General features: G+C 45.5%; 20 protein-coding genes. 8 read left to right on the forward strand and 12 right to left on the reverse strand.

Annotation, left to right across the window (positions count from 1 at the left end):
* Window positions 1-36: 36 nt before the first annotated feature.
* From FXO21_RS24640 to FXO21_RS24665, 6 genes are all read right to left on the reverse strand, one after another.
* The gene (locus FXO21_RS24640; protein WP_225865849.1) at window positions 37-624 is read right to left on the reverse strand and encodes a TetR/AcrR family transcriptional regulator; all 588 of its coding nucleotides are present in this window, start codon (window positions 622-624) and stop codon (window positions 37-39) included.
* Between the two features lie 86 nt (window positions 625-710).
* A complete protein-coding gene (locus tag FXO21_RS24645; protein WP_149642577.1) occupies window positions 711-2,225 on the reverse strand; it encodes an Eco57I restriction-modification methylase domain-containing protein in 1,515 nt (504 codons plus the stop codon).
* Window positions 2,226-2,284: 59 nt separating this feature from the next.
* Entirely contained in the window at window positions 2,285-2,947 is a 663-nt protein-coding gene (locus FXO21_RS24650; RefSeq protein WP_149642578.1) for a hypothetical protein, read from the reverse strand.
* A 184-nt stretch (window positions 2,948-3,131) separates the two neighbouring features.
* The gene (locus tag FXO21_RS24655) at window positions 3,132-4,154 is read right to left on the reverse strand and encodes an acetate and sugar kinases/Hsc70/actin family protein (protein WP_149642579.1); all 1,023 of its coding nucleotides are present in this window, start codon (window positions 4,152-4,154) and stop codon (window positions 3,132-3,134) included.
* Between the two features lie 50 nt (window positions 4,155-4,204).
* On the reverse strand, window positions 4,205-5,233 hold the full coding sequence (locus tag FXO21_RS24660) for a hypothetical protein (RefSeq protein WP_149642580.1): 1,029 nt from the start codon (window positions 5,231-5,233) through the stop codon (window positions 4,205-4,207).
* Window positions 5,234-5,248: 15 nt separating this feature from the next.
* Window positions 5,249-5,926 (reverse strand): hypothetical protein, encoded by a 678-nt coding sequence (locus FXO21_RS24665; protein ID WP_149642581.1) that lies wholly within the window; start codon window positions 5,924-5,926, stop codon window positions 5,249-5,251.
* 192 nt (window positions 5,927-6,118) lie between these two features.
* On the opposite strand from FXO21_RS24665, the gene FXO21_RS24670 reads away from it, so the two are divergent.
* Window positions 6,119-7,039: a sugar phosphate isomerase/epimerase family protein gene (locus FXO21_RS24670; RefSeq protein ID WP_149642582.1), complete on the forward strand. Its 921-nt coding sequence runs from the start codon at window positions 6,119-6,121 to the stop codon at window positions 7,037-7,039.
* 13 nt (window positions 7,040-7,052) lie between these two features.
* Here the strand turns inward: FXO21_RS24670 and FXO21_RS24675 are convergent, their stop codons facing one another.
* Window positions 7,053-8,060, reverse strand: a complete 1,008-nt coding sequence (locus FXO21_RS24675; protein ID WP_149642583.1) for an alpha/beta fold hydrolase — start codon at window positions 8,058-8,060, stop codon at window positions 7,053-7,055.
* Window positions 8,061-8,133: 73 nt separating this feature from the next.
* On the reverse strand, window positions 8,134-9,297 hold the full coding sequence (locus FXO21_RS24680) for an MFS transporter (RefSeq protein ID WP_149642584.1): 1,164 nt from the start codon (window positions 9,295-9,297) through the stop codon (window positions 8,134-8,136).
* 367 nt (window positions 9,298-9,664) lie between these two features.
* Between FXO21_RS24680 and FXO21_RS24685 the strand changes: the two genes are divergently transcribed.
* The 3 genes from FXO21_RS24685 to FXO21_RS24695 all read left to right on the forward strand — a co-directional run bounded on the left by FXO21_RS24685 (window position 9,665) and on the right by FXO21_RS24695 (window position 12,653).
* The gene (locus tag FXO21_RS24685) at window positions 9,665-11,143 is read left to right on the forward strand and encodes a serine hydrolase domain-containing protein (RefSeq protein WP_225865923.1); all 1,479 of its coding nucleotides are present in this window, start codon (window positions 9,665-9,667) and stop codon (window positions 11,141-11,143) included.
* Window positions 11,144-11,217: 74 nt separating this feature from the next.
* The gene (locus tag FXO21_RS24690) at window positions 11,218-11,862 is read left to right on the forward strand and encodes a hypothetical protein (protein WP_149642586.1); all 645 of its coding nucleotides are present in this window, start codon (window positions 11,218-11,220) and stop codon (window positions 11,860-11,862) included.
* Window positions 11,863-12,044: 182 nt separating this feature from the next.
* Entirely contained in the window at window positions 12,045-12,653 is a 609-nt protein-coding gene (locus FXO21_RS24695; protein ID WP_149642587.1) for a DUF6134 family protein, read from the forward strand.
* Between the two features lie 186 nt (window positions 12,654-12,839).
* Here FXO21_RS24695 and FXO21_RS24700 read toward each other — a convergent pair whose 3' ends face one another.
* The 3 genes from FXO21_RS24700 to FXO21_RS24710 form a co-directional block, all read right to left on the reverse strand.
* The gene (locus FXO21_RS24700; RefSeq protein WP_149642588.1) at window positions 12,840-13,256 is read right to left on the reverse strand and encodes a hypothetical protein; all 417 of its coding nucleotides are present in this window, start codon (window positions 13,254-13,256) and stop codon (window positions 12,840-12,842) included.
* A gap of 326 nt (window positions 13,257-13,582) precedes the next feature.
* Window positions 13,583-14,464: a bestrophin family protein gene (locus tag FXO21_RS24705; RefSeq protein WP_149642589.1), complete on the reverse strand. Its 882-nt coding sequence runs from the start codon at window positions 14,462-14,464 to the stop codon at window positions 13,583-13,585.
* On the reverse strand, window positions 14,461-15,048 hold the full coding sequence (locus FXO21_RS24710; RefSeq protein WP_149642590.1) for a 3'-5' exonuclease: 588 nt from the start codon (window positions 15,046-15,048) through the stop codon (window positions 14,461-14,463). Before FXO21_RS24710 ends, FXO21_RS24705 begins: the two co-directional genes overlap by 4 nt.
* Before the next feature lie 124 nt (window positions 15,049-15,172).
* Between FXO21_RS24710 and nspC the strand changes: the two genes are divergently transcribed.
* The gene (gene nspC / locus FXO21_RS24715; protein ID WP_149642591.1) at window positions 15,173-16,330 is read left to right on the forward strand and encodes a carboxynorspermidine decarboxylase; all 1,158 of its coding nucleotides are present in this window, start codon (window positions 15,173-15,175) and stop codon (window positions 16,328-16,330) included.
* A gap of 116 nt (window positions 16,331-16,446) precedes the next feature.
* On the opposite strand, the gene FXO21_RS24720 is transcribed toward nspC, so the two are convergent.
* Complete coding sequence (locus tag FXO21_RS24720) at window positions 16,447-17,340, reverse strand: PIG-L deacetylase family protein (RefSeq protein ID WP_149642592.1); 894 nt, start codon at window positions 17,338-17,340, stop codon at window positions 16,447-16,449.
* Between the two features lie 298 nt (window positions 17,341-17,638).
* Here FXO21_RS24720 and FXO21_RS24725 point away from each other — a divergent pair, with 298 nt between their 5' ends.
* The 3 genes from FXO21_RS24725 (at window position 17,639) to FXO21_RS24735 (ending at window position 23,037) form a co-directional block, all read left to right on the forward strand.
* On the forward strand, window positions 17,639-19,303 hold the full coding sequence (locus FXO21_RS24725; RefSeq protein ID WP_149642593.1) for a CTP synthase: 1,665 nt from the start codon (window positions 17,639-17,641) through the stop codon (window positions 19,301-19,303).
* Between the two features lie 79 nt (window positions 19,304-19,382).
* Window positions 19,383-21,203 (forward strand): membrane protein insertase YidC, encoded by a 1,821-nt coding sequence (yidC, locus tag FXO21_RS24730; RefSeq protein WP_149642594.1) that lies wholly within the window; start codon window positions 19,383-19,385, stop codon window positions 21,201-21,203.
* A 118-nt stretch (window positions 21,204-21,321) separates the two neighbouring features.
* Window positions 21,322-23,037, forward strand: coding sequence for an ABC transporter substrate-binding protein (locus tag FXO21_RS24735; RefSeq protein WP_149642595.1), 1,716 nt, complete (start codon window positions 21,322-21,324; stop codon window positions 23,035-23,037).
* The last annotated feature ends 8 nt before the right edge of the window (window positions 23,038-23,045 follow it).

The raw sequence follows: 23,045 nt of genomic DNA on the forward strand, positions 1-23,045 counted from the left end.
GTGTTGAACGGAATTGATTTTCAAGCACTTGCAAGTCTAGGGTTTCAGAGCCTTAAGAACCAACCCGAGTGTCTGATTTATTTTATCATCATCAAAAATGAAAGGGGGCCTGCCGGGCATGCTGCTTTTGGAAATATGAAACTTAACCAGTTGATAGAGCGGAGCAAAAGCAACAGACCAGTAAATTTCGACCGGAAGCGGCACAATTTCCTGACGCTCGATCGCTTTCTGAACAAATCTGGTCATAACGCTTACAAACCGTGTTTCGACGGTAGAACGGTCTACCAGAGGCGAATGGCGGAGCTGTTCTACAAATGTGTGACTGAACGGATTTTCAAGGCAATATTTGATCCTGTTCAGCCACTGAACTTTCAAACCTTCATCAAAATGTGCATCCGGATCGAAGTCCTTTAAAGTCGCATCTGCCATTTTATGGTTTTCTTCGGTGTAAAGCTGCTGAATCAGATCTTCCCGATCCCTGAAATAAATGTAGATCGTCGCAACGGAGACACCGGCCGCTTTTGCAAGCTTATGCATGCTCAAACCGTCGAAACCATGATTTACAATCATTTCAATCGCCTTCTGCCTGATCAGCGCCTCTTTATTAATATCCCGTGTCCTCAATTTTTAGTCATTTTCATGGCTGTAAATATAAATGAACGTTCGTTTATTTTAAGATTTGCGGCCTCAATTTGCAGCATTGCCTGCGTTCAGCTAATCATACCGGCGGCGACAGGGTGTTCATCAAAATCGACGAGACTGGTTACAATAAAATTCTCAATCACTTTTTTGTTGTAACCTTTATAGCCACCTTGAAAATCACGCCCGGCCACTGCTATAAAATCTTCCATGCGCTTTGAATTGAGCTGTGCCAGAAGCGCAGCGGGATTACCTTCATACTTGATGAAATAGCCTGAATAAACGGAAACTTCCGGGTTTTCATACAGCACAAAATTGGGCTCCCGGTTCATTGGTGAAAAGATAATTTTTTTTCCAAAAGAACTGTCCAATCCCTGCGATCTCCCGAAAGCATACCACGCCACGGCATTGGGCTTTCCATTATCACGACGATCGAGTGCCGGTTTTACTTTAATAAAATATGAAAAAGTTTTAGGGAATGACGATTCCAGCGTTTTTTGAGGGATTATCTGATGTTTACCTGACTCATTCTTTTGGTATGGGAAAAGAATATATTCGGTGACAGGATCGGTTGAGGTTTTGAGCTTGGAGCCCTTTACGACCGGTTTCAGTAGCTCGCGTTCCAGGTATACGCAGTCACCGTTTTTATTTTTCGCAAAACAAATTCCGTCATTTTCTTCGAGAATAGTGAAGAGATAATACCGGTCGGCAAGCGTGGTAATACCCACGGAGATTCTGCAAATATCTCCCAGCCGCATTCCACTCACCTGCTCAGTGGGAAGTATGGAGAGCTTCCAGGGACTATTCAGTTCCGCAAAGCGGATACTCTTGGATTGATAGGTAAAATCCTTTTCCAGGCATTGTTCAAAGGTAAATTGAGGCATCTTAATATTACCAAAAACGGTTATCGCTGAATAAGTCGAGGCATTTTCAAATACTGGTATTTTGCCAAAATTGGTCATGTGCCTGAGGTTTTGATGAAGCTCAAAGTAGGAGCGGAGAGGCTTTCCAGTTTCTGATATGAAGAACGAATTAGGCGTTATAAAGCCGCAAGTACCGTTTTTGGTCAATAAAATGCTGGCCAGTTCGAAAAAGGCAACATAGGCGTCGGTAGACCCGGAGCGGCAAAATTGATATTCACTCCTGATGTATTGGCGCTGTTTTTCCGGTAAATGCTGGATCCTGATGTAAGGTGGGTTGCCGACGATCAGGTCAAATCGCTTCCTGGTATTGCGCTGGGACAGTGCGTCGCAATGCCGCAGGTTCCAGGTCACAGATATGCCCAGCGGTCTGATAAGCTTATTGAGATTTTCCCTGCATTTCGCGAGAGCCTGCGGGTCGATATCCCAGCCGTGAACCTGTTCGAGCCGCGTCGGAATTAGCTCCACGGGTGTAATTTCAATGATATATGCTACGATGGGGATCAGAAAACGCCCGTCGCCGCAAGCTGGGTCCAGGATTTTTTTGCCAGAAAGATCAGTATCATAAAAGTCGCAAAGGCGCAGGATCTTTTCAACTATATGAAGCGGCGTGTAGATCTGCCCGAGCAGTTTCTTCCTTTCATAAGAGCGTGTTTGTGATGCCATTCGGAGTGGTAATCCCGGGTGTGCCGAGTTGAATGCAGCCGGAAGTGCCGCTAAAATAGTTAATTCAGCTGGCAAATGCGAAAGCCTTTCTGCTTTCTGAGGTAATCCGTCAGCACCGGGGGGCGGATGTCGCAAAATTCAATTTCGTAGGTTCCTTCGTTGAAAATAAACGTGCTGCCGTCGAATCTGATCCGCTTGGTACCTGCACGATGAAAATGGCCCAGCTCGCCGGTTTCAAGTGCCGTTTTATCGATAAACCCAAGCAAAGAGGCGATCGTCCCCTCAGTTTCTGATTGATGAAAGGATATGCAAAAGTAATGCGTTGTCTTCGACCCGGTTTTGTGAAGCTGTGAGGCAGGGATATTCAGGACGTAACTTCCGGAAAGCACACCTGACTTGCGTTTCATCGATTTGATATCAACAGAGAAATCCTGATCTTCTGATTTGATCAGGAAGTCCTGCCCCCAGTCTTGTCCGCCCGTTGCGCCGAAAGACCGGGTTGGCCGGGGTAGGTGGTAGCAGTCAGCGAAAACGATTTCCCCCAGTGTACCTGTGAAGCGGAGCATCCTGGTACTCGATAAGGAGCCTGGCTTTCCGTCCCAGACGTTTGCAACTTGATGGTGGCGCAGCGAAAATTCAACCAACTCACGTGCTTCAAGCTTTTGTTCGTCACCGACGGAGATTTGAATATACGAACCTAAGTTTAGAACAGTTTGCTCCATGCGATTCTAAGGAAGAGGGAGGAGGGAGGAAGGTAGGATGGAGGAAGGGAGGATGGAATGCGGGAATTGACTTTTGTGTATTTCACATTTGTAACTAATTTCTTATCCCCAAACCTTTTTTTTCCCCTTCCTCCTTCGTCCCTTCCTCCGTCCTCCCTTTCCTCATTCCTCCCTTTTTAAAAAATTACAGCGTCAAAAGAAACCCGATCGTGAAATTAGCATCCCAGTCGAAGACGAACTGGTCGCAGCCGGTTGCATCCTTCACTGCTTTGTAGATATTTACGCCGGCTTTGGATTTGGCATTGGTTAATTTAGAATAGGCCAGCGGCTCGCTCAGGGTTGTGTAACGTTCTTTTCCTTTGCGCACTTCTTTCGCCATCTCAAAAGGCACGCCTCCGATGATGAAACAGGTTTTGCGTTTGTCGGCCGGTATTTGTTTTACCTTGGAAGAAACTTCTTCGTACACCTTAGAGTCGTCAGAGCCTTCCTGATAGTACTTGGCGCCATATGATTCTACTGCTGACACTTTGCTGCCCTCCATCCAGGAGATTTTGGTATTACCAGAGCCAATATCGACCACGAAGGCCTTATCCGCGTATTCAGCAGGAAGTACTGATTTCAGGGCCAGCTGGCCTTCCTGCTCCGCGGTAACCTGATTTACAACATATCCGATAGATTTCAGGACCCTTGTAATTTTCTGGGTAACATCTGCCTTCGCAGCCCCGGAACTCACCACAAAGTGAATATCCTTGCTTCCGACACCGAAATCCAGCATTCCGCCAATGTATTTTTTCAAACCAATTCGGATATCTTCATCAGTGGCCATATTCTCGGTCACCAAACTATTTCCGAACTCTGATTTTTCGAGCGCCCAGCGCTTTTGGTCGTCAACCTTGATGATAAATGAGTTGAATCCACTTGCGCCAAGCTCAACAACGCCTTTCAGCTTTCCGTCTATCGGGGCTGGTGGGGTGTAAGTGAATGCTGTGTTATCGGATGTGGTAGCTTCGGAGTTCTGCGGCGTATTTTCGGAAGGAGCAGTTTCCTCTCCGTTCGCCGTCGTTGCCTCCGTTTCAGGGTTTCGGGCTCTGTCTTCGGCCATTTGGTTCAGCGCTTTCTCCCCTCCAAAGTATTTGTAACCTGCGAATAATGCTCCAATTATAAGGGCCGTGATAATCAATCGGCCTGCAACAGTTAGTCTTTTCATCGTGATTTGGGGTAAATTGAACAATGTTAAAAATGCGAACTAAATTAATTTCAGTCTAAAAGTCCTTTATAGCTGGAGTCCTTGGGTGCTTCAAGTTGTCCGCTACCCGCCGGCCTGCCAGTAGCTGTCGGGCTGTCGAGCTGGATAAATTTGAACTGGCCTGAATTGTAAGCTTCGAGCATTGCCTGTCCCTTGTCAGAAAGTAGTCCGTTCTGCACATCGACGCCGTTGATAAAATCAAGCGACAAGTCCATGGCGCGTTTCATTTCTCCCAGTTTCTGGCTCATATCATCCTGGATATACTCCATCGATTCGTCGAAATAGAACTTTTTGTCTGGATTACCTTTGAAAATGCTGATTGCGGTGCGCAGTGCATTGGAACTCTCCTTTACAATTCTGTATTCAGCCTCTTTGAGTTTGACTTTGATCTCGGTTTCTTTAATAATATAGTCTGCACTTTTGTTGACCTTTTCCATAAACTCCAGCACAGTTTTCATGTTGCGCTGCAAGGGAAAGAGTTTTTCGTTCATTTCCTGTAAGCCCGCGCCTTCAATGGTAGCCAAAGATGCTGTTTCCTTCATCCCCGGCCTGTCGAGCATAGTACTCGCTTTGTTAGCCTCAGCAAATTTCTGTTTGATCTGCTCGTTGTTCTGGTTGATGTTTTTGTTCAGTTTTACCAGTTGACCGGCTAATGTATTGATCTGGCCCTGCATCTTCTCTCTCTTTTCTTTCAGGTCATCAATGTAAATTTTCATAATGGCGATCGGATCGAGCTTGACAATCAGGCCGGTGATCTTGCGCATTAATGTTTTGAAAAGAAAAAATACCGCAGTCCTGACGTCCCTACTTGTAAAAAGGAATATAACCAGCGCCAGCACAGCCATCAAAAAGCCGAGATAAAGTGTGTTCTGAGTCACCTCGATCAAAAAACCGGCAATTTTGTTCCAGTAATATAACGCAGCGAAACCAAGTCCGCCGAGGAATAGGAGCGACGTGACGCCTTCCGGCTTGCTCCAGTACGACCGCTTGGAAACATCTTCCTGCGATCCGCCTATCTGAGTGAAATCTGGTGTTGCCATCGTTTATAAGTCAGGTTATTTAAGATACTGGTTTATTTTATTCAAGTCTGATTTGATTTGTTCAACAAAACTTAGATATGTTAACTCGAAACTATCTTTGTTTGCATTGATCCTTGCGCTTTGCTCGGTAACTTCGCCTGAGATTTGTCCGAGGCGGTTTTTGTTGTTCTCAATTTTCTTTTGCAGATCAGCTATTTGCTGGGAAATGGCTGTATTCGAGTCTTCCAGTTTCTTTTGCTCATCCTGCAAGGCCCCGACGCGTTCTTTAATGGCCTTCTCGACATCTTTCAGAAAAGACGTTCGGTCTTTGTCTAAAATGCCAAGGTACTGATCGGCGGATGATTTGAGAATGGTCGTATCCTTAGGTCCTCCCATTGCTTTAAAGCTGGCCCAGGCTGCCTGAAATTGCTTCTCCTCGCCAAGCCCGAGACCCTCCGTACTTTTCAAGGCTTGTTTATACTCGAAATAGTCGGGCCCGGGGAGATTCGCCTTTTCCAGAAGGTCTACGAAATGCTCGACGAATTTTCTGTCAATTTGCATCGTACCTGCCACATTCGCGACTGTCGGAGCTGCATTTGGCTGCGGTTGGAAGCCGACCGGTGGCGCAACGGCAGCAGCTTTGGCTGGTTCGTCGCTCTCTTTGATAAAAAAGCTGAGTATCTTCTTTCCAATACCCGGTTCAGAGTCTGCCATAAGTGTATAAAGCGTTAGGATTCATTGGTTTTATCAGATCAATATTAGTGAAATTTAAAGGATTTCAGGTGAGTGTAAAGTTACCAATGGTGCCCTGAATTGATAAAGCCGCGGAAAATTTGGATGGGATTCTGATGTAAATCTTGAATGGGGCTGCTTTTTTACTGAAGTTTACTTCAAAAACTCGGTATTATGCTTCAATTAGGTTTTAATAGTGCGATTTTAGCGGACTTCGGATTCGAGCATGTTGTCCAATTTGCGTCAAATCATGGATTCTCATGTGTGGAAATGATGTGCTGGCCCTCAGATAACACAGATAGCCGGAGGTACGCAGGTGTAACCCATATTGATGTGTTGAACCTTACCTCCGCAAGGGTATCAGAGATCAGGCATGCATTAAGGGAGGCCAATATTTTTATATCTGCCCTCGGTTACTATCCCAACCCGCTCGATCCGGACCCTAATCGCTCTGAATATTTCATTGAGCACATTAAAGAAGTGATAAGAGGGGCGGCGAAACTCGGGATACCGGTTGTAACCACTTTCATAGGTCGCGATCCGGCAAAAAGTATTAAAGACAATCTGGCCCGGTTTGCGGATGTCTGGCCCGGGATAGTACAGGTTGCCGAAGAAAATAATGTCAAAATCGCAATCGAGAACTGCCCGATGTTCTTCACCGACGACGAATGGCCGGGCGGCAAAAACCTGGCAATCAGCCCGGCCGTGTGGGACAGGATGTTTGAAATCATCCCTAGTCCGATCTTGGGATTAAACTACGATCCCTCGCATATGATCTGGCAAATGATGGATGAAACCTATCCTATTTACAATTATAAATCAAGACTTCATCACGTGCATTTGAAAGATGCAAAAGTTTACAAAAATAAATTAGATAGAGTGGGCATTATGGCGAATCCGCTGGAATACCATTCCCCTAAATTGCCCGGATTGGGCGATGTAAATTGGAGCGCATTTTTCGCTGCCCTCACTGACGTTCGCTATCGCGGCCCGGTTGTGATTGAAGTAGAAGATAAAGCGTATGAAGGCAGCATTCAGGACGTTCAAAGCGCGATTCTGACCAGCCGTAATTACGTAAGGCAGTTTTTGGGGTGATTTAAGTAGGTTCTCAGGGTTTTCCGGCGAATCTGAGCAGTGGTGCAATAAATCTGTCGAAATCTTCGATATGCGGCAAATGACCAATTTTGTCCAGTTCAACGAGCTCACTATTAGGGATTAATGCTTTGGTCTGCCGGCCGAGAGCGGGATAGTTTCCCAGCGTTTTTCGTACATCCTCGGGTGCCAGGTTTTTTCCCACCGCACTGCGATCGCGTTGACCAATGATCAGTAGCGTGGGTACTTTGATCTGATTAAATTCGTAGCAAACAGGCTGCGAATAGATCATATCATACGTTAAGGCGGAATTCCAGGCTACCCGGGGATAATCTTTGTTCAATGTCCAGCCCGCGAGCAGGTTAACCCATTTGGTGTAATTATCCTTCCATTTGCCATCGTAGTAACTGTTGAGCTGGTAGCTTTTAATGCTGGTAAAATCGTTTTTCAACTCGCTCATATACCATTTGTCAACTGATTGGTACGGTACTTTCACCTTGTAATCTTCCAGTCCGATCGGATTTTCCAGGACCAGCTTTTCAACGGTTTCCGGGTACATTAATGTAAACCTGGTTGCGACCATTCCGCCCATCGAGTGACCCAGGACAATCGTTTTGTTCACGTTAAGCTTGTCAAGTATCCGTTTTGTGGCAGCAGCCAGCTCCTGAAAAGAATACTGAAAATGGAGTGGTTTTGTTGATTTGCCAAACCCGATCTGATCCGGGATAATAACCTGGTATCCTTGATCAGCCAATGCTTTGGCTGTTTGCTCCCAGTATGCGCCGTTAAAATTTTTCCCATGCAGCAGCATGATGCTCTTTCCGTTACCTTTTTCGGGCTGTACAACCATATAGGCCATGCTGATCTTTTCAGCCTGTGATTCAAATTCGATGAATGATACCGGGAAAGGGTATTGATAATTTTCCAGGTTCATGTCAAGGCTTCGCAAAGTGTCTTTTTGTGCATGGACGGCCTGGGAGAATGTAGCCAGAGCGATAACGAAAAACAGAATTTTGATCTTCATTTTTGAGTATTAAGAAGTAAAAAAGGGATACCGTTGCCGATATCCCTCACTGAAAATTTTATACCAATGGATCTTAACTGATCAGTTTGGCTTTCGTAGACAGATAAGCTGTCATGGAAGCGAGTACACCTACAATCGCGAAAGACCAGCGGAGGTCGGCGAATTGAGCTACTATTCCGATCAAGGGAGGGCCGATCAGAAAGCCAATGAAACTGATAGACGAAACCGCAGCGAGCGCCATTCCGGCCGACATCGTGGTAGATTTCCCCGCCGCGCTATAAACAAGCGGAACAACCGACGAAACGCCGAAGCCGACCATTAAAAAACCAAGTGTGGCAGGTACCAGATAGGGGAACAGTACCGAAATTGCCAGGCCTATACCCATCAGCATACCACTGATCTGCAACATCTTCCTTCTACCCAATCTGTTTGCAAGCCAGTCTCCTGCAAAACGGCCACCGGTCATCGTTCCCATAAAAGCCACATAACCAAGTGTAGTCATCGACGCTGGTACGTGAACGGCCTCCTGAAAGTAAACGCCACTCCAGTCAAACATAGCTCCTTCGCAGACCATCGCGCAAAATCCGATTAAGCCCAGCGTAAGGAGGTCGCGGTCTGGTTTCACAAAAAGGGGCTGCGCCTCGCCTTCGTTTTTGTCACTATCCGGCATCGTATGTTTGTATGCCATAAAAATGATTGCAAATGCGGCAATTGCTATGAAGCTGAAATGGATATGAGGAGGAATTTTAACCGAAATGAAGAGCGAGCCGATCATCGCACTTACGAAGCCCGCGAGGCTCCACAGTCCGTGAAAAGAAGCCATAATTGACTTTCCCCAAAGTTGTTCTACTGCGACAGCCTGGGTATTGATAGCAATGTTCGTAAGGTTACCCCACAGTCCAAACGCAAACAAGGCGATAACCAGTTGCTCTGTGCGGCTCACGAATCCGATGAATACAAGTGTAGTTGCATATAAAACTGCTCCGATCAGTACCATTTTGCGGCTTCCATAGTGGGTAACCATCCAGCCCGAGATCGGCAGGCTAGCCATTAAGCCAATCGGTAATGCCAGTAAGACGGTGCCCAGGCCACCTTCCGTGAGGTGAAGCACATTTTTGATATCGGGTATGCGGCTTGCCCAGGCTGCAAAGCTGAGCCCCTGTACAAAGAAAAAGGCTGCGACCGCAAGGCGCATATATTTTCGAGAATCGGAGGGGGCGAAAATTGAATAATTCATGACTTCTTATTTAATGTTTGGAGTGTGGGCCTTTGTGGCGTCAATTAAAGGTTACTATATAATTATTTTAAGTAATTCTGTTTTTCCGAATTTTTTAAAAATTGTACTGCTGTTAGACTGAATCTTTCTAATCGTTGCAAAATTAACGTATATGCGATGATTTAGATTCACGGCAATGAAACTTTTTAAGTAATATTAAAAAGTAAGTATTGTACAAAAGAAAGATTTAGTCGCTGGGAGTAGTTTTGTTGGAATATAGCCTGAGGAAAATGGATCGGTACATATCGAAATGCACCGCTGATTGCTTAAATTGACCATTCACTTAATACCGGGCAAGTCAATGAAAGGACTAATCTCTACTACACTAATGATCTTTTTTTCGATAGCCTTTGATGTGCAGGCGCAGTCAGAACGCGTTGCCAAGATCAGGGCTGTGCTGCCGGTGGTCGAAAAAATGTATGCTGAATATGCTGAAAAGAACCATTTTCCAGGTTTGGCGTTCGGCCTGGTCGTGGACGGTGAGTTGGTAATGTCAGGCGGGCAAGGCTTTTCGGAGATCGCTACTTCTACAAAAGCGACTGCCAAATCCATGTTTCGCATTGCTTCCATGTCAAAGAGCCTCACAGCCATGGGAATACTGGCTTTGCGTAAAGAGGGTAAACTGAAACTGGATGACCCTGCCTACCTGTACATCCCCGAACTAAAAGATATGCCGGCGGCGACCAGCGATTCACCACCGATCACGATCAGGCACCTGCTCACGCACGCGGCTGGATTTCCGGAGGACAACCCCTGGGGCGACCGCCAGCTGAACGATAAGGACGAAGACCTGATCGCGTTAATCAATCAGGGCATTTCTTTTTCAAATGCACCCGGTATCGGTTACGAATACAGCAACCTGGGATTTGCTTTGCTTGGCAGGATAATAAGTGTTGTGTCGGGGAAGCCGTACCAGCAATACATCGATGAGCAGATTTTTAAGCCACTCGGAATGAACAATACGATTTGGGAATACACCAAATCACCGAAACACCTGCTCGCCCACGGCTACCGCTACGAAGACGATGTTTGGAAAGAAGAAGAGCTTTTGCATGACGGGGCTTACGGTGCGATGGGCGGACTAATCACTTCTATTGAAGATTTCAGCAAATATGTTGCATTTCATTTGTCGGCCTGGCCGGCTAGCTCTGGGCCTGAAAAGGGGCCGGTATCCCGTAGCGACGTGCGTGAAATGCAGATGCCTTGGAATTTCAGCGGCTTGAATGCGAACTTCAAATATCCCGGCGGCCGGGCTTGCGCCATAACGTCCGGCTATGGCTACGGGCTGCGGTGGAGCCGGGATTGCGAAGGCAGGACAGGAGTGGGGCACACAGGCGGCTTACCGGGGTTTGGCAGCCAATGGCAAATATTACCCCAATACGGGATCGGGATCATTGCATATGCGAATCGGACTTACGCCGGAATGTCGGCGATTAATACCGCTGTACTGGATACGATTATCTCCCGTGCCGGCCTCAAACCGCTTCCATTGCCTGTCTCAGCGATTTTGAAACAGCGTAAAGAGCAAATCGCCAAACTTCTGCCGGACTGGAAGAATGCAGAGCAAAGCGGAATTTTTGCCGAAAACTTTTTCCCCGACCGCTCAGTATCCCACCGGAAAAAGCAATTGGACGAGCTGCTTGCCAAAACGGGCACCATTACAGGAACTTCTGAAATCATAGCTGAAAATCAGCTTAGGGGTACTTTCCTGCTAAATGGAAAGCAGGGAAATATTGAGGTGTATTTCACACTTTCACCTGAAAATCCCGCGCTTATTCAGTACCTGGATTTTTCAATAAGTAAATAGTTTTAAAGGAAATTTTAATGTTGAATAGGGGGGGCGTTTTTTTGGATTGTCTGGTAAGAAAACATCAAGCAATTATGAAAAAGGGACTCTTACTATTTACATTTATTCTTTCAGTTGTGGCCTCGGATCTGGCGCTGGCGCAGGATAACGAAACGATTTTCACAAACTCGGGCATCCGCAGGTCGGGAGGGTATGCTGCATTGTCTAACAAGTTCACGCGTATTAACGGCAATTTTGCAAACATGTCCGAAATCTACGGTGGCTGGTTCATCAACCGAAAGCTCATGCTAGGAGTCGCTGGTGCGGCGACCACCAATTACATTCCTGTTCCGCTCGTTAATCAAGGTTTTCCTGCCAACAAAATGACCTATATGTACGGGCAATTTGGCTTGATGACCGAGTATGTAGTCGCCTCTACCAGAAAAGTACATTTCAATGTAAACCTGCTCGCGGGTTCCGGATTTACGCTCCAATACGATCGCCGCGAATTTGACGACTGGGATTTCGACGATTGGGATGAGCACGATGATGACGAAAATGCAAACTTCTTTCCGGTCCTGGAACCAGGTGTGCAGGTTGAATTTAACCTGTTAAAATGGATGCGGTTCAGCCCCGGGATATCTTACAGGCAAACTTTTAATGCCAAAGGGAATGGTCTGAGCGATAAAGACCTCAGTAATATCTCATACAATCTGACTCTGAAATTCGGCTTCTTCTGATCCGTTTGCTAAGTCTTTGAGAGCCAAGGTTTCCAGATTACAACGTTTTACCTTAAATTGTTACAAATGTCAGCTCTTTCTGAGCGTCTAGTAATCCAATAAATTCATCGGCAGGCAATAGGAACAAATTTTGTACAGTTATATATGAATTGCGTGCTATTTCAGGTCTAAACGACAAGAGGATGAAAGTTTTGGGTATTACTGTTTTGGGCATATTGTTCCTGTCCGGCCTGCCTGCGAAGGCGCAGAATCTATATGATGTGATCGTAGCGGGGCGAACAATCGGGTCTTTAAAAGTATTTGATAATAAGGGAAAAGACGACGTGGAAACTCACAGGATCGAATCCGACTTTAAAGTTATGTTCTACAAAGGCACATATGCCACGCAAACAAATTATGTGCAGGGAAAGCTGGTTTCGGCTACATGTTCCCATCACGTGAATGGTGACCTCAAAGAAAAGACGCTTACCAAAAGCAGTAATAAGTCGCTTTACGAGATATTGTTTTCAGGGGAGGATGCGGAAGATAAGCCCAAAATGGAGTTTAATTCACCAATCAACAGTACGATTACAGGCCTTTATTATAAAGAACCTGTTAACATTAACGAGGTGTATTCCGAACGTTATGGTAAAATGTGCAGCGTGAAAAGGCTTTCCGACGGGAAATACGGTGTGACGCTTCCTGATGGGAAGCAGGGTATATACTCCTACAAAGATGGGCGCTGCCAGGAGGTTAAGACAGACCTGGCAGGGTTTAAGTTGCGCATCGTCTTAAATGAGAAGAGACTATAATAATGCACTCGATCGTTTGGATACCTTGGCTTGACATTTCGGGCTTGCATTGATCCGCTTTCACTTACTGCATGATCACAAAAAAGCCAGCGTTTATATCGCTGGCTTTTTTGCAGGATTTAGAAATAGCGCTTAACGTAATTGCCGGCCCCGAAAGACCGGTAGTCCGGGTCAGGATTCTTGCGGCTAATCCGTCGTCGGATATACTGAATCATTTTTGTCGATGTAGTCGGCTATCTGGCCCTTATCGCTTCTGTTTTCCAGGTTGATATTTGGCGTCTTGTAATTACGGGGCGACAATAGCGGATTGATTTCAATACCTTCGACTTTGTAATCCCGCTCTACTACTAGTGTTGCAGGTCTTGGCGCATACTTAGGTGTAGTGCTCATATACTTGCCGCGCTGAAATCTGCCGCTTCTCTCCACAGTATTAATAGTGGCGACCTCGACTTTCTTCTGTCTGGCCTTGGCTTGCGCCGCCTTGTTCGGATGTTTGTAATTATGGACTGAAACGCCCGGATCAACAATAGACTGCGCAGTGGTTTGGAAAGTGAATATGGCAGTCGCGGCCAGAGCGGCGACTATAATTTTTATATTTTTCATTTTACAATTCATTAAAAGTAACAAACAGACCTCATTTTTATGAGGTAGTTACAATATAATGCCCTTTCATGATGATTGTAAAATCTTCTAATTCTCTCTAAAAATGCTGTTTTTTAAAAAATATGTGAGAAAATTGGCCTGATTTTGATTCAAATTTGTAAAATGCCAGAATGTAGGTTTTTCCTGAATGTCAAGCATCCGACAAATTATCAAAATTTAAAAAATCAGGTTTAAAAAGTAGAATAGTAAATTTTTATAGAAAATTGAAATTCTAATGACTCTCTAATAATCTTCTAATAAATCAGGCTCACAGGTGTGGAATTGCTTCACGCGAGCAGCGACTTTGCGGAAGTTTTGACACCATTGCAAATTCTTTCGATCGGAAGATCATTACTGTCCTCTCCAAACGGATCCTCTATTTCCTCCGCAATGACTTCAAGGCTGGCTAAAATGTAAAAAACGAACATGACGAAAGGGATTACCAGAAAATGCAGGCTAAAAACATATCCTATTGGCAGGGTAAGGCAATAGGTAAAAATGAACTTCTTGATAAATGAGCTGTATGACAGTGGAATAGGAGTGTTCCTGATACGTTCACACGCACCGCAAATGTCTGTAAAAGATTCCAGTTGCGAATTAAGCAAAATCGTGTGCTCCGGCAATAGAAAACCCGATTTCTGTAACCCGATCACTTTTGTGAACATAGCAGCCGCAATCTGGTTAGGAACGTGCTCGCCACTTTTGAGGTCGGCTTTATTAAGGAAGGTCGTGTTTTCGAATTCATCCGGATTAAACTTATTTCTAAGGTGGTTTTTGAGAGCGAATGCATAGTTGGGAATCATTTTTTCAAAAAATACCCGCTCTTCTATTAGATCCTTGTCCAGTAATGCGTTGATTTTCAATGCGAGGTTGCGGCTGTTGTTCATCAGGCTGCCCCATTGTTTCCTTCCTTCCCACCAGCGGTCGTAGGCGGTATTGGTCCTGAACACAAGCAGCATCGAAATCACAAAACCGAGCAGGGAATGCATGAGTGAAATGTTCTTCAGATCATTGTTTTCCGCGAGCTTGAAATGAATGAGAAGAAGATATGCGACGAGCGCGGAATACACACCGATCGTCAAAATCAGCGGCGTCAATTTGCGGACAGTATCAGCTTTTTGGAAATAGAAGATATAGCGAAACCACTCTTTGGGATTGTAATCGATCATATAAACTTCACCCGGTCAATGAGTTTGAAAAATTCCCTGAAACATTTGGCTGTAAGCCTTGCATCTTCCAATGCGTTGTGTGTCTCTTCTTCCCGCTCAAAACCAAAATATGACGCCACCGAACCCAGGCTCAGCGAACGCGGTACCGTTTTTCCACTTTTTTCCATGATTTGAAAAAACAGGTAGGATACCGTGTGAAGGTCCAGCATTTTGTTAGAGAACGACCACTTCATCTTTTCATTCCTGTAAGCAAACCTCAGGAAGTTGATATCATTGATCACGCTTTGACCGCATATGATCACGTTGGACAATCCGGGCTTGCCGGTATTCATTTTCTTGATCCACTTTTCAAACTCCGGCAGGACGTCGTAAATCATGGGCGCGTCTTCCAGATCAGCGAGGGATAGCCCGTGCACTTCTTCTGATTTCACCGAAAAAGCCTCCTCATTTTCGGGATAGACATTTTGCAGGTAAGTACCGCGAGGGTTCCAGTTATCATCAAAAAATTCTGCGCCGATCTGAATGATCTCATTCCAGCCAGGCTCAGGGCCAGTCATTTCGATATCGAGTACGAGGAAAGACATAGTATAAAGGAGTGCTTAATATCGAATTGATTGCGGTACCGGAAACTCAAACCTGTTATTTTGCGTACAAAATTATGTAAACATTACATTCTACCGATTCTCGATACCTCATTCATTTATAAAAATGTCAATAGATTATCAAAAAGTACCTTCGCCGTGCTTCGTGCTGGAAGAAGCATTGCTGCGGAAAAACCTGGAACTGATCGACTCTGTACAGCAAGAGGCGGGCTGTAAGATCATTCTTGCACTGAAAGGGTTTTCGATGTACAGCGCGTTTCCGATCGTAAAGGAATACCTCAGCGGTGCTACGGCTAGTTCTTTGAATGAAGTTAAGCTGATCAACGATTTCATGGGCGTGCAGGCGCATACCTATATGCCGGCCTACCTGGACAGCGAATTTTCAGAGATACTGGAACGCAGCAGTCACATTACCTTCAATTCCTTAAGTCAATGGGAGCGTTTCCGGGAGAGGGTTGAGGAGTTTAAGTCTGTAAATCCGGGTCACCTGCTTTCCTGCGGGATCCGGGTGAACCCGCAATATTCGGAAGTTGCTACCGAAATGTACAATCCGTGCGTACCTGGCTCGCGCCTGGGCGTAACCCGAGACAAATTGCCGGATACCTTACCTGAGGGAATCGATGGAATTCATTTTCACACCTTATGCGAAAACGGGTCAGATACACTGGAACGTACATTGGCAGCATTGGAGGAGAAATTTGGAGGTCTGCTTCATCAGGCAAAGTGGCTGAACATGGGAGGAGGGCATCTGATGACCAGAGAAGGGTACGATATCTCGAAGCTAATAAAATTAGTTAGCAATATTAGAGAGAAATATAATCTGGATGTGATCCTGGAACCAGGCTCTGCCATTGCCTGGCGGACAGGAGTTTTGGTGACAACCGTTTTGGACGTAATGGATAGTCAGGGAATTGACGTTGCGATCCTTGATACTTCTTTCGCAGCACACATGCCTGATACCCTGGAGATGCCCTACAAACCCGTGATCACCGGCGCTTACCAGGAGCCGGTGACAGGCAAGCCGACTTACAGAATGGGTGGAATGACCTGTCTCGCAGGCGATTTCATGGGTGATTATTCATTCGATGTTCCGTTGAAGATTGGGGATAAAGTCATATTTGAAGACATGATCCATTATACGATGGTGAAGACTACTACATTTAACGGTGTTAATTTACCTTCCATTGGTATTTGCGACATGAATGGAGATTTTAAATTGATCCGCAGCTTTGGATACGAAAGTTTCAAGGATAGGCTATCATAGTGAAGTTTGTACTTTTCCTGGTTTAGGAGTATAAAATGAAAATCCCGTTTCGAGAAATCATGCAATTTTGATTTTCTCGAAACGGGCTTTTCTTCTTGTGGAAATATTGGTTTTTCCTATCTCGGCAGCATTGGAAACAGACGTTTGATTTCACTGGCATCCGGCTGCTTACCATACTCACAAATTTCAAAAACCTCCACAAATTTAATATCCTTTGCCTTCTCGGCCCCGTACCATTTTTCCAGCGAGACTTTGATTTCAGGATTCACTGCGGAGCGCTTTTCCATGGAAGTAAACAGCCACTTTTTCCTTTCCACGACATCTTTGGGGACATTAGCAAGATCCTGATTTGTCCACGGGAGCCACTCATAGAATTGGGAAACGTGTGCATCCAGCCCATCTACTTTTTTAGCAAGAACATTTGTGATGTCAATAGCGATATCCGGGCGAAATGGATTAGGCCGTTGAAATCGATCCCGGAAGTAGAGGAAAACCGGGTTTTTGGTCAATGGAGGCACACTGCTAAGGATATTTGGTACAATTACTAAGTAAGCCGCGTCTTGTACTACTACGCCCGTGTTGCGGTGATCGGGATGATAATCGTTTGTACGCGGCGCTATTACAAGGTCAGCGTTCCATTCGCGGATTTTTCTGATCACGGCCAGGCGATTCTCGAGCGTTGGCATTAACTCACCATCGTGGTTGTCCAATACGTCGTAGGAAATGCCCAGGCGTTTCGCAACTTCCTTTGTTTCCGCCAGCCGCCGCTTCGCAAGTTCCCCTCCACCGATGTCCTGGTGGCCGGCGTCGCCATTTGTGAGTGAAACGAATTTTACTTTGTGCCCCATTGATGAATAGATGGAGGCAATGCCACCTGCCCCCAGGTCACAATCGTCGGGGTGGGCGCCAAATACGATGACATTTAATGGTGCTTTGTTATCATTTGCGTTTTGGGCGCACGCGGACGAGCCTGCGTATAGTAGCGCAGCGAACAGTAGTATTTTTTTCATTTGAGAATAGGAAAAAGGTTTAAGAAGAAATCAAGGAAATGTACGATTATGTTCATCCTTACATTTTTCAATTTAGTTTATAAACAGACATTTTAAAGTGACTTTTGAAAAAATTATAAATAAAATGGCGTTCCCGCGCTGTTATGGATATGTCAAAGTAAAATATTTATATTTCGTAACTCATCAGACAGACAAATGGTTAGTCTCGGCGCGGTAACTAATTCAGGAGAGCCGCTAAGATTCTTTCAATAATCGTGTATCTTTGTATCCCGTAATCATAGAAAAACAGCAACGTCTTATGGCTGCTAAAGCGCAAAAGACCGCGAAGTACATTTTCGTTACGGGCGGTGTAACATCTTCTTTAGGCAAAGGAATAATTGCCTCTTCATTAGCAAAGTTGCTGCAGGCCCGCGGGCTCTCAGTCACGATCCAAAAGTTCGATCCTTATCTCAATATTGATCCCGGAACCATGAATCCCTACGAGCACGGCGAGTGTTACGTAACGGACGATGGAGCCGAAACAGACCTCGATCTCGGGCATTATGAGCGTTTCCTGAACGTTCGGACTTCTCAGGCCAACAATGTCACGACCGGGCGTATTTACCATAATGTCATCACGGCCGAGCGTCGTGGGGATTTTCTTGGTAAGACTGTTCAGGTGGTACCGCACATTACCGATGAGCTCAAACGCAATATGCTGTTGCTCGGCCAAACAGGCGATTACGATATCGTAATCACTGAAATCGGTGGCTGTGTGGGGGACATTGAGTCGCTTCCCTTTCTGGAAGCCGTGCGTCAGGTGAAGTTCGAAATGAACGAACACGATACGCTGGTGATCCATCTTACTTTGATCCCTTATCTGAACTCCGCCGGCGAGCTGAAAACGAAGCCGACCCAGCATTCCGTAAGAATGTTGCAGGAGGCTGGTATCCAGCCAGACATTCTTGTTTGTCGCAGCGAGCATCCGCTTCCTTATGATCTTCGTAAGAAAATTGCGCTTTTCTGTAACGTGCAGGTGAATTCAGTGATCGAAGCAATGGATGCGGATACGATTTATGCGGTGCCGCTGCTTATGCTTAAAGAGCGTCTCGATCAGCGTGCATTGTATATGCTGGATATTTACAACGATAAGGATTTGGATCTGGATTCATGGAAAACATTTTTGTCAAGACTAAAAAATCCGGTCGATTCGGTTAGAATAGGGTTGGTAGGTAAATATGTAGAGCTACACGACGCGTACAAGTCGATTGTGGAATCTTTCATTCACGCCGGCGCAACTAATGAATGTAAAGTCAATATCGAATGGATCCATTCCGAAAGTCTTAGTGCCGATAACGTGGAAGAGAGGCTGGAAGGCCTGGATGGTGTTCTGGTTGCTCCGGGTTTTGGCGAGAGAGGCATTGAGGGTAAAATCGCGGCGATCCAGTTTGTCCGGGAAAACAATATTCCGTTTTTCGGTATCTGTCTGGGTATGCAAATGGCTGTAATCGAATACGCCCGCAACGTGATCGGCTGGCAGAATGCGCATTCTGTGGAGATGGACAATACGACCGACCACCCTGTGATCCATTTGATGGAAGACCAGAAGGATGTTTCCAATAAAGGAGGCACGATGCGTTTGGGCGCGTATGCCTGTCGCATTAAAAAGGATACGCTTGCTTCGCGCATTTACGGTAAAACCAATATCAGCGAGCGTCACCGTCACCGCTACGAATTCAACAACAAATACCTGAAAGATTTCGAAGGTAAAGGCTTGCTTGCTACTGGTATTAATCCGGAGAACGACCTCGTTGAAATGGTAGAGCTGCCGAGTCACCCATTCTACATCGGTGTACAATTTCACCCTGAACTTAAAAGTACAGTAATGAACCCGCATCCGCTTTTCGTGAATTTCGTGAAAGCAGCGCTGGCTTATTCGTTGCAGAAGAAATCGGTGGAGTCTTTAAATCCGTCGATGAGCTAGCCGGAAAATCCTTTGAAGGAAAATCTTATTACCTTTGCCGTCCCTTACGGGCGTTCTCTTTTAACAATTTAAGTAAATAATGGATAAAAATTTTATCATCGGCTTAGTACTTATCATGCTAATGCTGATTGGCTACCAGATCCTGGTTCCGAAACCTGTGGAACCAACGCCTGTGGAGCAAACCCAAACAAGTACCCCCAAAGCGACAGCTACTCTATCAGCACCCACCGATTCCAGTGATATTGCTTCCCAAATCAGTGATACCGTTGCGAGCATAACCCCGCAGGACCTGGTCATAGAAACACAGGATACACGTGTCGTTTTTACTAATAAAGGTGGTGTTTTAAAAGAGGTATTGCTGAAAAAGTATAAAACCTTCGATCAGAAACCACTTTATCTGATCTCGGAAAACCATAACAATTTTCAGATCGACTTTCCAACGCCAACGGGGGATGTAAAACTTACAAACGCCTATTTTTCAACAGATTCGAAGGATAAGCAGTTAAGTGAGAAGGATTCGGCGGTGATTACATACAAGACAACTTTGAAAAACAATCAGGTTGTTGAACAAACCTATGTGGTACGCGGCTCGGGTTATGTGATTGATTACAGCATTAAATCCAACGGAACGGTTCCCGGCGATAAATCTGCGGTAATCAACTGGAAAAATGACCTTTTGCAGCTTGAAAACGATATGCATAAGAACCGTGAGGTTGTTACCATCAATTACTACACAGACGAACTGTTAAGCCTTCCGACCAGCCCGGCTTCCAACGAAGCGGAAAAAACGGCTGATCCGGTTAAATGGTTTACAATCAAGCACAAATACTTCCTTGCGGGCCTTATCTCGGAAAAACACCCCTTTAATAACGTAGCACTCTCCGCGGATGTAAATCCCAACGATTCGGTAATCGTGAAAACAATGGGCGTTTCGGCTGGTATCCCGATGGCGGCGATCCAGAAAGGAGAAGCTAATATGCAGTTCTTTCTAGGACCGAACGATTATCACCTGGTAGATAAAGTGAAGGCCGAAAACTTCGATCAGAATGTGTATCTGGGCTACGCATTCCTGAAACCGATCAACAAGTTCTTCCTGGTTCCTTTATTTAATTTCCTTGAAAAATTCGTCAGCAATTATGGTCTGCTGATTATCCTGCTGGTATTATTTGTAAAAACGCTGCTCACGCCGCTGACCTACAAATCCTATATCAGTATGGCGAAAATGAAGCTGCTTGCACCGGAACTGGAACAGATCAGGAACCAGAATCCCGACGATATGGCCAAGCAGCAGCAGGACCAGATGAAACTTTACCAGCAGGTAGGAGTGAGTCCGCTCAGCGGCTGTATTCCGGTACTGGCAACCATGCCGATCCTTTTTTCGCTGTTCTTTCTTTTTCCGAATTTGATTGAATTAAGGCAGCAATCGTTCCTGTGGGCGCCCGACCTTTCGACTTATGATTCATTTATAAAGCTGCCGTTTACTGTCCCGTTTGGAGTAGGAAACCACATCAGTCTTTTCACGGTTTTGATGACAGCTTCGAGTATCGGTTATGCCTATTATAACAACCAGATCACTCCGACACAGCCAGGGCCGGTGAATATGAAGGTTTTAGGTTACATTATGCCTTTGATGTTCATGTTCGTGCTTAACTCTTTCCCGGCAGGTTTGACTTTCTATTATTTCGTTTCAAACATCGTAACGATCGCACAGCAGTTGCTGATCAAACGTTTTGTCAATGAAGACAAAATCCGGGCGATCCTGGACGAAAACAGAAGGAAGAATGCGAATGGCGAGAAGAAGCAGACCAAATTCCAGAAGTATCTGGAAAAGTCTTTGCAGGCCGCAGAAGAGGCTAAGAAAAAGCAGGCAGAACTAGAGAAACGCGCTAAAAAGAAATAAAAGGTTTTTTGAATCGTAATATATGGGCAATATTTCCTGATGGGAATGTTGCCCGTTTTTTTCTCTTCAACCAAGTTTCATAACTTGTCTGACTCAACACACCTGACCACTAATTCCGATGAGACTTTTCATTTTATTGATTTTGGCGGCATTTTTGACCTCACCACAATCGACTTTTGCGCAGGCTAACCCGCAGGGGGAGGGTACTTACAGATCTGCCGTCAACGATTACAAGCAGGAAAAGTATGCGGCAGCATTGCAAAAGCTGGCGCCGCTAACCAAATCGACTGTAAAGGCCGCTTATACACCTTATGCACAATACTATTACGCATTATCGGCTTACCAACTGAAACGCTACCGCGAAAGCCGCCAAATGCTTACGCAGCTGCAAAGCAGCTACCCTGGCTGGAACAGGATCAACGATGTGTATTATCTGCTGGGTGCGATCGGGCTGGAATCCGGACAGATCAATCAAGGTTTGGAGAGTTTGCTTAAAATAAAAGACAGTGGTTTTGCGAAAGATGTGCAGGGGTTAAAACAGCATCATCTGGCTACCGTAGGCGATCTTCCGACGCTCGTCAGTCTGCAAAAGCAATACCCTACTGACCGCGACCTTGCATTGATCCTCATTCAATTTATCGAGAAAGCGCCTAATGCGACGCAGGTAGACAAATCTTATGCAGCCTCGCTTCAAAAGCAATTTAAATTCAGCAATAAAGAAAAGGTGGCTGCTGCTGCTGAAACTCCGAAAAGAAGTATTCCGCGGAGTGAGGGACAATGGACTAAGGGTTACCTGGATGTAGCTGTGTTGCTGCCTTTCAGACTGGACGAATTCAGTGCGTCAAAGCGCAGGTCAAACCAGTTTGCATACGATTACTACCTTGGCCTTACCATGGCGAAAGAGCAACTGGCTACCGAGGGAATTCAGGTAAATTTGTGGGCATATGATGTGAATAACGAGGCGAAACCGATGGAATCGATCGTGAATAACAAGAACTTCCAGCAGTCGGATATCGTGATCGGCCCGCTTTATGCCAATACTTTTGATGTCACTGCCAACTATGTTTCAGCAAGTGGCACATTGATGCTGAATCCTTTATCTACCGATGGTACCCTATTAAAATCCGCTTCCAATATTTACCTCGGACACCCGTCAATTGCATATCAGACCCAGCAGGCGGCGCAATATATGAAAACCCAGTCTCCGGGACTATCTGCTGTGATCTACTATGGAAATACCTCCAAAGATTCGGCAATGGCGGCTTCTTATGCAAATGAATGGAAAGCTAAAAGCGGGCGTGTGATGAGCATGGTGAAAATCCAGCCGGACAGAGAATGGCTCGACAGCAATATCCCTTCATTTGAAACAAACAAGCCTGCTCACATTGCATTGTTTTCGTCAGATGGAGCATCCGGTCCAAATCTGATGGAAATTTTAAATAGCCGCAAAATGACGGAAACTCCCGTGGTGGCTACGTCAACCAGCTTCAATCCGCAGCAATCCAGAATATCCAGGTATGGTTCGAGATTGGCATTGATCGATCCGGATTATGTGGACAGGGAAAAGGATAGCATTCGTGAGTTTCAAAAGAACTACTGGAACAAAACCAGCAGCTTCCCGTCGGTGTATTCCTATCTGGGATACGACCAGCTTACTTTTTTTGCCAGAATGCTCAATCAGCACAAGGATAAGCTTGCAAGCGGAATTCAGGCCAAGAAACATGGAGCTGGTGAATATCTCCTGGCAGGCTTCGATTATACCAGGTCCAATGAAAACCAGATCACACCAGTTCTAAAATACAATGGCTCCAAGTGGGTGCCTGTCGACAGATAATCAACGAT

Source organism: Dyadobacter sp. UC 10 (genome assembly GCF_008369915.1).
Classification (GTDB): Bacteria; Bacteroidota; Bacteroidia; order Cytophagales; family Spirosomataceae; genus Dyadobacter.

Bases quoted from the DNA above. Each gene is read 5' to 3' on its own strand.
- FXO21_RS24710 (WP_149642590.1), bottom strand. From the start codon at position 15,048: ATGTCTTTCCTCGTACTCGATATCGAAATGACTGGCCCTGAGCCTGGC.
- FXO21_RS24655 (WP_149642579.1), bottom strand. From the start codon at position 4,154: ATGAAAAGACTAACTGTTGCAGGCCGATTGATTATCACGGCCCTTATA.
- FXO21_RS24685 (WP_225865923.1), top strand. From the start codon at position 9,665: ATGATCTTTTTTTCGATAGCCTTTGATGTGCAGGCGCAGTCAGAACGC.
- FXO21_RS24700 (WP_149642588.1), bottom strand. From the start codon at position 13,256: ATGAAAAATATAAAAATTATAGTCGCCGCTCTGGCCGCGACTGCCATA.
- nspC (WP_149642591.1), top strand. From the start codon at position 15,173: ATGTCAATAGATTATCAAAAAGTACCTTCGCCGTGCTTCGTGCTGGAA.
- FXO21_RS24735 (WP_149642595.1), top strand. From the start codon at position 21,322: ATGAGACTTTTCATTTTATTGATTTTGGCGGCATTTTTGACCTCACCA.
- yidC (WP_149642594.1), top strand. From the start codon at position 19,383: ATGGATAAAAATTTTATCATCGGCTTAGTACTTATCATGCTAATGCTG.
- FXO21_RS24725 (WP_149642593.1), top strand. From the start codon at position 17,639: ATGGCTGCTAAAGCGCAAAAGACCGCGAAGTACATTTTCGTTACGGGC.
- FXO21_RS24645 (WP_149642577.1), bottom strand. From the start codon at position 2,225: ATGGCATCACAAACACGCTCTTATGAAAGGAAGAAACTGCTCGGGCAG.
- FXO21_RS24670 (WP_149642582.1), top strand. From the start codon at position 6,119: ATGCTTCAATTAGGTTTTAATAGTGCGATTTTAGCGGACTTCGGATTC.
- FXO21_RS24650 (WP_149642578.1), bottom strand. From the start codon at position 2,947: ATGGAGCAAACTGTTCTAAACTTAGGTTCGTATATTCAAATCTCCGTC.
- FXO21_RS24705 (WP_149642589.1), bottom strand. From the start codon at position 14,464: ATGATCGATTACAATCCCAAAGAGTGGTTTCGCTATATCTTCTATTTC.
- FXO21_RS24665 (WP_149642581.1), bottom strand. From the start codon at position 5,926: ATGGCAGACTCTGAACCGGGTATTGGAAAGAAGATACTCAGCTTTTTT.
- FXO21_RS24690 (WP_149642586.1), top strand. From the start codon at position 11,218: ATGAAAAAGGGACTCTTACTATTTACATTTATTCTTTCAGTTGTGGCC.
- FXO21_RS24720 (WP_149642592.1), bottom strand. From the start codon at position 17,340: ATGAAAAAAATACTACTGTTCGCTGCGCTACTATACGCAGGCTCGTCC.
- FXO21_RS24675 (WP_149642583.1), bottom strand. From the start codon at position 8,060: ATGAAGATCAAAATTCTGTTTTTCGTTATCGCTCTGGCTACATTCTCC.
- FXO21_RS24660 (WP_149642580.1), bottom strand. From the start codon at position 5,233: ATGGCAACACCAGATTTCACTCAGATAGGCGGATCGCAGGAAGATGTT.
- FXO21_RS24680 (WP_149642584.1), bottom strand. From the start codon at position 9,297: ATGAATTATTCAATTTTCGCCCCCTCCGATTCTCGAAAATATATGCGC.
- FXO21_RS24695 (WP_149642587.1), top strand. From the start codon at position 12,045: ATGAAAGTTTTGGGTATTACTGTTTTGGGCATATTGTTCCTGTCCGGC.